The 10,066-nt window shown below is 42.6% G+C and carries 17 protein-coding genes; 14 read left to right on the top strand and 3 right to left on the bottom strand.

Annotation, left to right across the window (positions count from 1 at the left end):
• The first annotated feature begins 3 nt into the window (after positions 1 to 3).
• Positions 4 to 252 carry a PGDYG domain-containing protein gene (locus M3079_RS02615; protein ID WP_249077070.1) on the top strand — a complete coding sequence of 83 codons (249 nt, stop codon included), beginning with the start codon at positions 4 to 6 and terminating at the stop codon, positions 250 to 252.
• Here M3079_RS02615 and M3079_RS02610 read toward each other — a convergent pair.
• Genes M3079_RS02610 through M3079_RS02600 form a run of 3 tightly spaced genes read right to left on the bottom strand, consistent with a single transcriptional unit; the run spans position 231 to position 1,641 of the window.
• Positions 231 to 785, bottom strand: coding sequence for a DUF4231 domain-containing protein (locus tag M3079_RS02610; protein ID WP_249077068.1), 555 nt, complete (start codon positions 783 to 785; stop codon positions 231 to 233). The genes M3079_RS02615 and M3079_RS02610 overlap by 22 nt on opposite strands.
• 2 nt (positions 786 to 787) lie before the next feature.
• Positions 788 to 1,246: an ImmA/IrrE family metallo-endopeptidase gene (locus tag M3079_RS02605; RefSeq protein WP_249077067.1), complete on the bottom strand. Its 459-nt coding sequence runs from the start codon at positions 1,244 to 1,246 to the stop codon at positions 788 to 790.
• Between the two features lie 2 nt (positions 1,247 to 1,248).
• Positions 1,249 to 1,641 (bottom strand): helix-turn-helix transcriptional regulator, encoded by a 393-nt coding sequence (locus tag M3079_RS02600; protein ID WP_249077065.1) that lies wholly within the window; start codon positions 1,639 to 1,641, stop codon positions 1,249 to 1,251.
• 155 nt (positions 1,642 to 1,796) lie between these two features.
• Here M3079_RS02600 and M3079_RS02595 point away from each other — a divergent pair, with 155 nt between their 5' ends.
• The 13 genes from M3079_RS02595 (at position 1,797) to M3079_RS02535 (ending at position 10,064) form a co-directional block, all read left to right on the top strand.
• A complete protein-coding gene (locus M3079_RS02595; RefSeq protein ID WP_249077063.1) occupies positions 1,797 to 2,039 on the top strand; it encodes a helix-turn-helix transcriptional regulator in 243 nt (80 codons plus the stop codon).
• Positions 2,040 to 2,043: 4 nt separating this feature from the next.
• Entirely contained in the window at positions 2,044 to 2,184 is a 141-nt protein-coding gene (locus M3079_RS02590; protein WP_249077062.1) for a hypothetical protein, read from the top strand.
• An 11-nt stretch (positions 2,185 to 2,195) separates the two neighbouring features.
• Complete coding sequence (locus tag M3079_RS02585; RefSeq protein WP_249077060.1) at positions 2,196 to 2,363, top strand: hypothetical protein; 168 nt, start codon at positions 2,196 to 2,198, stop codon at positions 2,361 to 2,363.
• Positions 2,353 to 2,643, top strand: a complete 291-nt coding sequence (locus M3079_RS02580) for a LysM domain-containing protein (RefSeq protein ID WP_249077057.1) — start codon at positions 2,353 to 2,355, stop codon at positions 2,641 to 2,643. The genes M3079_RS02585 and M3079_RS02580 overlap by 11 nt, the downstream gene beginning before the upstream one ends.
• A 48-nt stretch (positions 2,644 to 2,691) precedes the next feature.
• Complete coding sequence (locus M3079_RS02575; RefSeq protein ID WP_249077056.1) at positions 2,692 to 3,198, top strand: helix-turn-helix transcriptional regulator; 507 nt, start codon at positions 2,692 to 2,694, stop codon at positions 3,196 to 3,198.
• A gap of 42 nt (positions 3,199 to 3,240) precedes the next feature.
• Complete coding sequence (locus M3079_RS02570; protein WP_249077055.1) at positions 3,241 to 3,435, top strand: hypothetical protein; 195 nt, start codon at positions 3,241 to 3,243, stop codon at positions 3,433 to 3,435.
• 117 nt (positions 3,436 to 3,552) lie between these two features.
• The gene (locus M3079_RS02565) at positions 3,553 to 4,107 is read left to right on the top strand and encodes a host-nuclease inhibitor Gam family protein (RefSeq protein WP_249077054.1); all 555 of its coding nucleotides are present in this window, start codon (positions 3,553 to 3,555) and stop codon (positions 4,105 to 4,107) included.
• 13 nt (positions 4,108 to 4,120) lie between these two features.
• Positions 4,121 to 5,179 carry an ATP-binding protein gene (locus tag M3079_RS02560; RefSeq protein WP_249077053.1) on the top strand — a complete coding sequence of 353 codons (1,059 nt, stop codon included), beginning with the start codon at positions 4,121 to 4,123 and terminating at the stop codon, positions 5,177 to 5,179.
• Positions 5,176 to 5,463: a hypothetical protein gene (locus tag M3079_RS02555; protein ID WP_249077052.1), complete on the top strand. Its 288-nt coding sequence runs from the start codon at positions 5,176 to 5,178 to the stop codon at positions 5,461 to 5,463. Before M3079_RS02560 ends, M3079_RS02555 begins: the two co-directional genes overlap by 4 nt.
• A complete protein-coding gene (locus tag M3079_RS02550; protein ID WP_249077051.1) occupies positions 5,460 to 6,338 on the top strand; it encodes a hypothetical protein in 879 nt (292 codons plus the stop codon). Before M3079_RS02555 ends, M3079_RS02550 begins: the two co-directional genes overlap by 4 nt.
• Entirely contained in the window at positions 6,331 to 7,008 is a 678-nt protein-coding gene (locus M3079_RS02545; RefSeq protein ID WP_249077049.1) for a hypothetical protein, read from the top strand. Before M3079_RS02550 ends, M3079_RS02545 begins: the two co-directional genes overlap by 8 nt.
• 9 nt (positions 7,009 to 7,017) lie before the next feature.
• A complete protein-coding gene (locus tag M3079_RS02540) occupies positions 7,018 to 7,560 on the top strand; it encodes a hypothetical protein (protein ID WP_249077046.1) in 543 nt (180 codons plus the stop codon).
• Positions 7,557 to 10,064, top strand: coding sequence for a DNA methyltransferase (locus tag M3079_RS02535; RefSeq protein ID WP_249077044.1), 2,508 nt, complete (start codon positions 7,557 to 7,559; stop codon positions 10,062 to 10,064). Before M3079_RS02540 ends, M3079_RS02535 begins: the two co-directional genes overlap by 4 nt.
• Positions 10,065 to 10,066: the final 2 nt, after the last annotated feature.

Genomic DNA, 10,066 nt, shown 5'->3' with positions numbered 1-10,066 from the left:
TTTATGAAATTTAGGAAAAAACCAGTTGTAATTGAAGCTTTTTGCTATTGCAAAGATAATTTGACAGAATGGTTTATAAAAGCTAAAGAAAATGGGATAGTGCGTGAATATAATGGATATGCTGAAATTGAAACGTTAGAAGGCACGCATAGAGCTAATCCAGGGGACTATATTATTCAGGGAATAAAAGGAGAACTTTATCCTTGTAAGCCTGATATTTTCAAAAAGACTTATGAATTAGTTGTTGACTGATTTGTTGGGCAAGTTGGTGTTGTAGCATGTAATTGTGCCCAGTCAATATTTTCACTGGAAATTATACTTTCGCAGCGTTCTACTAAATCATTAAATGGGTTACAAGATGTTAAATAACCACCCGAGTGAGTTCTATATAAAAACTTTTCGTGTTTTAATAACTCGCAAGTTTGACGGTATAAAATCCAGTTTTCATGGTATTTTTCCAAACTTTGTTTGAATTGAAGATAACTTAAAATTGCACTTATTAAAGTAATTAAAAAGCCGACAGTAAATTCAAAATTAGTATATGGAATTGATATAACAGTTGCAGCATGTGTACCACAAACTGTAAAAAGCAAAAATATAGAAATTTCAAGCTTTTTTAAACATTTATATTTCTTTTGAGCATCTTGGCTTTTTTTGCTATACCATTTTATTTGGTCTTCTAATCTTTCGTTGATATATTCTTCTTCGGTCATATTTGGATTTATATGAGTTGTAGGTTTGGTAGCTTTATTGTTTTTAAATAATGATTTAAAGCATTCAAACATTACTACATCTCCTGACTGTTTATAATTTCGTTCAGCATTTTATGGACCAATAACGGCTCCGGCCGTTTTTGGTTTAAAACCTGTTGCAGCATATCTGCATTTATATCATGCCGGTAAGATAATAAATGCGCCGCAAATTCGTTAGCTTCGGCTTCACGGCGGCTACTGCGATAATAGGGGGTATTAGCTTTTAAAGTGTAACCGTAACCACTATGCAGGCGAACATGGCCAAGTTCATGCGATAAAGCAACGATTTTTTCAGTTTCTGATAAGCTGTCATTTAAAAATATCATTTTTCTGCGTAAGGGACGTATTATAAACCCGCGCACGTCACGCGGTAGCTTAAACTCATAAACATCAATTTTTAGATGCCTGGCAAGCTCGTATGGGTTTGAAGTATCGTATTTCCGCACGAGGTTTCGTACCCTTAATTTAATATTAAGCATTTCAGCATAGCGCAAGCCTATTCTTTTTTAGGTTTGCGCTTATTTTTTTCTTTAGCTTGCCAAAATGCGTATTTTAAGGCATCGCGCAGCATTTCGCGGCCTTCGTCATCTAACTGGTGCAGTTCGCCGTCAAACATTACTTCCGACTGCTCTAAAAATTTATCAAGGTCGCGCTGGTCGCTGGCAGATACCTTTTCGGGTTCGTTTTTAACAGGTATTTCGCGGCCGAGAAGTTCATCAGTGGAAACATTAAAGAAGTCAGCAATTCTTTTTAGCGTTTCGCCATCAGGCTCGCGATTATTATTTTCGTATCTATTGTAGTTCACCCTGCTAATACCAAGTGTATCAGCAACATAACCTTGGCTATAATCTCTTTGTTCTCTTAGCTGTTTTAATTTATCACCAATCATAATTGAACCTCTAATTTGATATTTCAATTACATTTTACCAAAATGGTAAAAAAATAGTTAAAAAATTACCAAAAAGGAAAAGAAAGTCTTGCAATTACCGTATTGGTAATATATAATTAAATTACCGAATTGGTAATACCGAAGGGGGTGGGTAAATGGATATTACCAGCATGGCACTTAAAAAAATCAAAGAATTACGCGAATCTAAAGGTTATACTATGCAAGAAGTAGCCGATGGAATAAATTACAAAACCGGTAAAGGCTATTTTGATATTGAAACTGGAAAAACTAAATTAAAACTTGAACATTTAGAAATGTTAGCAAAGTTTTATGGTGTTCCAATCAATATTTTTTTTGCAGATGATATTACCGAAACGGTAACAAATAAAGCGGGGTGAAAAGATGGAAAAGCAAAATGAATTGAAGGTCATCATTAAAGCTCAGGTTGTGTTAGATAGCGATTTAAAAAATATCGTAAAGCTGGCGGAAGATGCCCGTAAAGAATACGGCTGCAACTGTACGCTTATTATTAACAAAATTTGAAGGCGGTGGAAATGATGAAGTCTTGTATGGTTTGTACATTTCCGCTTGCTGAATTAAGTAACCCGGATTATAAGCCGAATTGGACTGTTATTTTGGCCAGCGACAGCGATGAAGCTGTTATTAAATACATAAAAATGCGAGAAAGCCAAAAAGATAAGGAGGTGCAACATGAACGATAAGTGGTTTCGATTGGCTGTAATCGTTGCCTTGTTATTTTGGGGCTGCGTACAAATCGAACAGTATCGCGTTGCTGATAATTGCAAAGAGGTAATAGCGGTACATACAGTTCAGCCGGGTGAAACGCTTTGGAGCATTGCCGAAGATTATTATTGTGCGGAAGCCGAGTGCTTTGAAGCGTTTAAGTACCGTGTTTCAGCTGATAATGCCGCTTTAACTGCAGGGGGCAGATACCTGCAACCGGGTGACCAACTGTATATCCGCTATTACGTTAACCAATAATGAGTTTAAACTCATACCTTAATTGTAAATGGAAAGGTGGTGGAGGATGTGTTAAAAGAACTGCTTCAAGCAGAGCATTTGACGCAGGAAACAGTCGCAGAAGAAGCGGCAATGCACCGTTCAACCGTCAGCAGAATTTTAGAAAATCCATCAGCGGCAAATCCGCAAATGGTTTTAAGACTGGCCGAAGCTCTGGGGTTAAAAAAGTACCAGGCGCTTAAATGGTTTTGCACATCGGCTTGCCCGGTTGGCACAGCTTGTCATTACAGCAAATACCACGAAGTAAGCCTTGCACAGTCTGCTTGCAGGTTATATGCGGCAGTTACAGCGTTAAATACAAGGCTGGCCAATGTGTTAAGCATTGCGGTTGATGACAGGGTGGGGCTGGAAGAAGAAAAAGACTTCGCGGAAACATTGGAAGATATACGCGAAGTCAAACAAGCTATAAGCGACATGGAGTTATGGGTTTACCGTAATAAACAGCTTTTAAGCAATAAAAAAATAGCCAGCGCTGCAACGCTGACTATTTCAGGTAGTTTATGCCACAACCAATAGCAACTACATTTTTATTCTATCACGCCGAAAGGAGAAATGCAAATGGCGTCAGCTTTTTATGATAAAGAAGATGTTAAGCGTATTTTAGAATGCGCTGATAGTTATGCGTATAAAGTTATTCGCGAACTGCGGGACGAGATGGCCGACAAAGGGTACATTTTACCGCCAGCAGGTAAAATCTCCAAGGCATATTTTGATGAAAGGCTGTACGGATGTCCCAAAGAGCAACTTGCGTAATATGCCTAAGAGAATGGATTTTATCAGATTTAGTTAAGTATCTGGACCATTATATTTGCCCAATATGTGAAACAAAATACGCGCAAAAACCTAAGAAAAAGAAACGGAGGAAGAAACATGCAAACCGCAGCAGAAAAAATCGAAGTATTTGAAGAACAGGGCGTTAATGCTTTAGCATCCGCTACCGATGAAAGGTTTAAGGTAAAAGACTTGAGCGGCGCGGAATGGTGCCTGAAAAAAATCAGCCGCGCAAAGGTAAGGTACGAGGAAATTAAGGCTTATGTAGAGTCAGAAAAAGCAAAATTAGATGCTTTTTTAGCTGATGCTAAGGAGCAGTTTGATGGCGATAAAGGTTATTTTGAGAGCCTTTTAATGCCGTATGCAAGGGAACAGCTGGAAGGGCAGAAAAAGAAGAAAAGCATTAAGCTGCCTAGCGGCACGATTGGTTTTAAGGCTATGCCGGCAGAAATTAAAAAGGACGATGAAGCACTGAAAGCATTTGTTAAAGAAAGTGCGCCGGAATTTATTGAAACCAAGGAAACGGTTAAATGGGGTGAGTTTAAAAAGACTTTGACTGCTGTTGACGGCAGGTTTATTACCGCTGACGGCGAGATTGTTGACGGCGTAACATTTGAGGAAAAACCAGATGTGTTTTACAGCAAAATTAATTGAGAGGTGATTTTGAATGTTTAAAAAAGCTGAACGCAAAAAAGCGTATTTAAAAATGGCTTTATGCGGCGTATCTGGTAGCGGTAAAACATATTCTGCTATTTTATTAGCCAAAGGTTTAGGTGGCCGCGTTGCGATGATTGATACAGAAAACGGCAGTGGCGAAATGTATGCGGATATTGCTGATTACGATGTTGCTGTACTTGCCCCACCGTTTAGCCCTGCAGCGTATATAAACGCTATTAAGGAAGCCGAAAGGGAAGGTTATAACGTGCTTATTATTGACAGTCTTTCCCATGCTTGGAGCGGCCAGGGCGGCGTGCTGGAGATGGTAGACAAGCAGGCGGCAACCAGCAGAAGCAATAACAGTTATACGGCGTGGCGTAATGTAACGCCGGAACATAACAGGTTGGTTGATACAATTCTGCAATGTAAAATGCACGTTATTGTTTGTATGCGCAGTAAAACGGCATACGAATTGCAGGAAAACGAGCGCGGCAAAAAAGTGCCGGTAAAGGTGGGGCTTGCACCGATACAGCGTGACGGCATGGAATATGAGTTTACAATCGTTTTTGATATCGACCGTGAACGCCATTATGCCATAGCTTCTAAAGACCGCACAGGGCTTTTTGAAGGCAAAATTGAGCCTATTACGCCGGAAACCGGCGAACTTATACGCCAGTGGATTGACGGCGGCGTTGAAGCGCCGGCACAAAGTACGGCGGCAGTGCAGCAGTCTGTGCAGCAAAATGCACGGCCGTATGTGCTGGTTGGTGAAGACTACTGCAAAGTGCTTACCAGGGGCGGCTATAAAAATGTTACTGAACTTGAAACAGCAATGTTGCAGCAGATGTTAAACCATCGCGATTATGCCGATGCAAAGCCGTTTATACAGGCTGTATTGGCGCATAAGGCTATGCAGGAAAAACAGCAGGTGAATACACCGACTGCGTCAGAAAAACCGGCAGAAGCACAAAAGCCAGCGCCTGCGGCGGTAGAAACAAAACCTTTGCAGGATGCGTCGAATGATGACGAACAAGCAGTTTTAGATGCCTTTTTTGGTGAAGGGCAATGATGATACCCAAAGCAACAACGGTGCGCCTAAAAGGCGTACCGTTAAAGAAATTGGTAGAGGCTGTTTATAAGCGTGACAACCACGAATGTATTATCTGCGGCGCATGGGTTGAAGATGGAGTAAAACCGCACCATGAGCCACAGGGCAGCCGGAAAAGTGATGAACTTGATAAAATGGTGCTTTTATGTATGCGCTGTCATCATGAACGGCACTCTGGAAAGAAAAGCGAAGAAATACGATTACAGGTAGAAAAATATTTGCAAGGTACGAGGGACAGGCCATGAAAAGAACGCGACAAATTAACCCGGGCTTTTTTACTAATGATGAATTAGCAGATATTACTCCGCTGGGGCGTCTGCTTTTTGCCGGGCTTTGGGTAATTGCTGACCGTGAAGGCCGCCTTGAGGATAGACCTAAGAAAATTAAAGCGGAAATATTACCGTATGATAATTGCGATGTTGATGATTTACTTAACCAACTACAAAACGCAGGTTTTATTAAACGGTACAAGGTGGACATACCAAGGACAGACCAAGGTAATACCATGGACACGCCAAAGGCTGACGTTGGTATTATACAGGTTGTAAATTTTACGAAATATCAACATCCACACCGTAATGAATCAGCAAGCACATTGCCGCCACCAACAGCTGAAAGCCGCATGGAGAGCGGCTCTGCGGAAGTGGAAAGCCAAGGGCAGGTTATGGGCATACCAAGGACAGACCAAGGTAATACCATGGACACGCCAAGGATGCCTAGTAGCTTGTATCTAGTATCTAGTAATAGTGAGAGTAATAATAATAGTCTTACTTGTATAAACAATAAGCAAACCGAAAATGGAAAGCAGGTTAACCAACAACACACACTTGCTGAAAATGAATTTGCTGAATGTATTAAATATTACCAAAAGCGTATACACCCATTTACAGGAATTGTAGAGCGGGAGTTTGTAGCAACACTGATACAAGATTATGGCGAAAAGCTATTTAAGCAGGGCGTTGATATAACAGCAAGCAATGCAAGCTATAAAGGTGCTAAGATATGGCGTTATTTGGCGGCGGTGCTTAAAAGGCTGAAAGAAAAGCCAGACAGAACTGCCGGAAACAATGCTTTTGATGATGTGTTAGACGAAATCATCGGAGGTGATGATAATGCCTAATCAGGAGTTGACCAAAAAGGATATTGCATTGGCATTTAAGTACTTTCGTGAATTGAAACGTTCACCCAAAATGACAGAAAGCCTTTTTGCTACTGCTGAGGAAAAGACGGCTGCGCTGAAAGCCGAAGTGCTGCGCTTGGCTGAAACCTGGTATGACCTGTATAAGGTTGTTGCGCCGGAAGTTTTCCACCGTGCTTGCAAAAAGGTTGTAACTATGACGGGGTTCTGGCCGAACGAAAAGGAAATGGCCGATGCTATCGACTGGGCGGAAGAACAGGTTCGCCGGGAAACGGTAGAAGAACAACGGCAGCGCGAAGAACAGGCACGTGCAGATTTTAGCGCGGCTTTTACACAAAGCCAACGGCAGCGTAATAAAGCCATTATTGCTGAAATATTAGCAAAGATGACGCGCGGAGAAAAACTTAACCCACAGTTTGACGAAGATGTTTTGGCTTTTGGACGGCAGGTTTTCCCGGACGCAAGCGAAGAATGGCTGCGCTTTAACTATGTCGATATTGCCAACTATAAGCGCGAAAAAGAGTTTTGTGCAAAGAAATGCCAGGGCAGAAGAAATTGCCCAACCTGCGGCCATGAGCCAGGCATACAAGTAAATAAATACTTTGGCTATACGCGATCGGTATATTACCGAGATATGTGCCAGCAATACTAGGAGGTAGCCATGGATAGAAGATTTACGAAAATTAAATTTGACCCTAAAAAGGGAATGGTTCATTTAGAGTATAAAAGCGGCAAACAGCTGTTGGACGAGTACACCATGAAGTGTACGGAAGCGCCTCATCCTAATTTTTTAAAAAGCCTTGAAGTATTTAAAACGCATGTAACAGATATTTGCGAACTTCCGGCGGAATATGCCGAAAGAATTATCGTCCGGGGTATAAGCCTTAATTACGGCGGCGAGGATGATGTTATGGGCTGCGTTATTATTGCCGGGATGGAACTGCAAAACAGTAATGCGCCGCTGAACCTTAACACGCCGAATAAAATCGAGTGTATGTATAACCCGGATATGCCGGATGATGAAAAAGTACTGATGTCGGCAGATATGCGTGATGATATCGAAGAACTTATTCATGAAGCAAACCTGTATGTAGAAGGTGAACGTGCACAAACAAGCCTGTTTGCTGAAGAAGTAAAAGAACCGCAGGATGCCGAGTTAATCGAAGGTGCCGATGAACCTATGGCACTGCCGCAGGCGGTATGATAAGCTATCAGGATTTTTTGCTGAGTAAAGTAGCATTTGCACCGGAAACGGGCTTTGAAATCAGCAAAGAAAAAATAAACCCGGCATTGAAACCGCACCAGCGTGATGCGGTAATGTGGGCGGTCAAAGGTGGCCGCAGGGCACTTTTTGAAGCCTTTGGACTGGGCAAGACAGTGCAAGAATTAGAATGGTGCCGGATTATAACAGCCGAAAAGGGCGGCAAGGCTTTAATAGTAATGCCCCTGGGAGTACGGCAGGAGTTTACCAAAGATGCGCAGGAACTGCTTGGCATTCCAGCGCCGCAGTATGTGCGTACAATGGCCGAGGTAAAAGCGGCTGAAACACAGATTGTGATAACAAATTATGAGCGCGTTCGTGACGGAGATATTGACCCAACGTATTTTACAGCGACCGCATTAGACGAAGCAAGCTGCCTGCGTGATTATGGCAGTAAAACCTATCAGACTTTTACTGAAAAATTTAAAGGCGTGCCGTATAAGCTGGTAGCCACGGCAACGCCTTCTCCAAACCGTTATAAGGAACTGATACATTATGCCGGCTTTTTAGAGATTATGGACACCGGGCAGGCGCTGACAAGGTTTTTTCAACGCGATAGTACCAAAGCCAATAACTTGACGCTGTACCCGCATAAAGAGCAGGAATTTTGGTTGTGGCTTAGTAGTTGGTCGCTGTTCATTACAAAGCCCAGCGATTTGGGATATAACGATACTGGTTATGCACTGCCGCCGATGGAAATAAATTACCACGCCGTCAGCTATCAGCATAAGGACATCGACACGGAAAAAGATGGGCAGGTCAAATTACTTGCTGATGCCGCGGTTAGCTTAAAAGATGCAGCAAAAATTAAACGCGATAGCATAGATGCCCGAGTTGCGAAAATGGTGGACATTGTCGAAGCTAATCCGGATGAACATTTTATACTGTGGCATGACCTTGAAGCTGAACGCCATGCAATAAAAAAGGCGTTGCCGGAAGCTGTTGAGGTATACGGCAGTCAGGACTATGACATCCGCGAAAAGCGGGTTATAGGCTTTGCCAAAGGCGAAAGCAGGTTGTTGGCAACGAAAAAATCGCTGTCCGGGCAGGGCTGTAATTTCCAGTATCATTGCCACCGCGCTATCTTTTTAGGCATAGATTATGAGTTTAACGATTTTATCCAAGCTATACACCGCATTTACCGGTTTATGCAAACGGAAAAGGTTATTATCGACATCATCTACACCGAGGAAGAACAGGAAATATTGCGCGTGTTACTGCAAAAATGGAAACAGCATACCTACATGGCCGATAAAATGACGGAAATAATAAAAAAATACGGGCTTGCCAATACATCGCTTATTGATAAGCTGGCGCGAACGATGGGAGTGGAAAGAGTGGAAGTAAGCGGCAAATACTATAAAGCAGTTAACAATGACTGCATTTTAGAAACAGAAAACATGCCGGATAACAGCGTTGACTTGATTGTAACAAGCATACCGTTTAGCAATCATTACGAGTACACGGCCACCTATAATGACTTCGGGCATAACCAAAACACGCAGCGCTTCTTTGAACAGATGAATTATTTAACGCCTAACCTGCTGCGTATTCTTAGGCCGGGCAGAGTATTTGCCTGCCATGTTAAAGACCGTGTGCTGTTTGGTAATGCTACCGGTACAGGAATGCCGACCATGGAACCTTTCCATGCGATGTGCATTAAACACTATATGGAGCACGGATTTATGTACTTTGGCATGATAACGGTTGTGACCGATGTGGTCCGCGAAAATAATCAGACTTACAGGCTTGGTTGGACGGAGCAATGCAAGGACGGCACTAAAATGGGCGTTGGCTGCCCGGAATATATACTGCTGTTTAGAAAACTGCCGACCGATACAAGCAGGGCGTATGCAGATGTGCCGGTAACGAAAGATAAAGCAGATTATACACGCGCCCAATGGCAGATAGATGCCCACGGATTTTGGCGTAGCAGCGGCAACAGGCTGTTAACGAAGGCTGAACTACAAAGTATACCTGTAGATAATCTTCAAGCCGTATACCGCAAATACAGCCGCGAGAACGTGTATAGCTACGAAGAACATGTAGCACTTGCAAAACGGCTGGACGAAAACGGTAAACTTCCGGCATCGTTTATGGTAGTTGCGCCGGGTAGTTGGAATATGGATGTTTGGGACGATATAAACCGTATGCGGACGCTGAACACAAGTCAAAGTCGTAAGCGTGCGCAAATGCACGTGTGCCCGCTCCAGCTTGATATAGTCGAAAGGCTTATTAACCGTTACAGCAATCCGGGTGATGTTGTGCTTGACCCATTTGGCGGCCTGATGACGGTGCCGCTGGTGGCCGTACAGAAAGAACGTTTTGGCATCGGCATAGAGTTGTCAGCAGATTATTTCAGGGACGGCGTTGGATATTTGCAAACAGCAGAGATGCAGCGCGGCGAGCCTACATTGTTTGATTTTATCGAGCAGGAAGGAGCATAAAA

Source organism: Phascolarctobacterium sp. ET69 (assembly GCF_023336935.1).
Taxonomy (GTDB): domain Bacteria; phylum Bacillota; class Negativicutes; order Acidaminococcales; family Acidaminococcaceae; genus Fusicatenibacter_A; species Fusicatenibacter_A intestinipullorum.
This window is presented reverse-complemented; position numbering and strand designations above follow the sequence as displayed.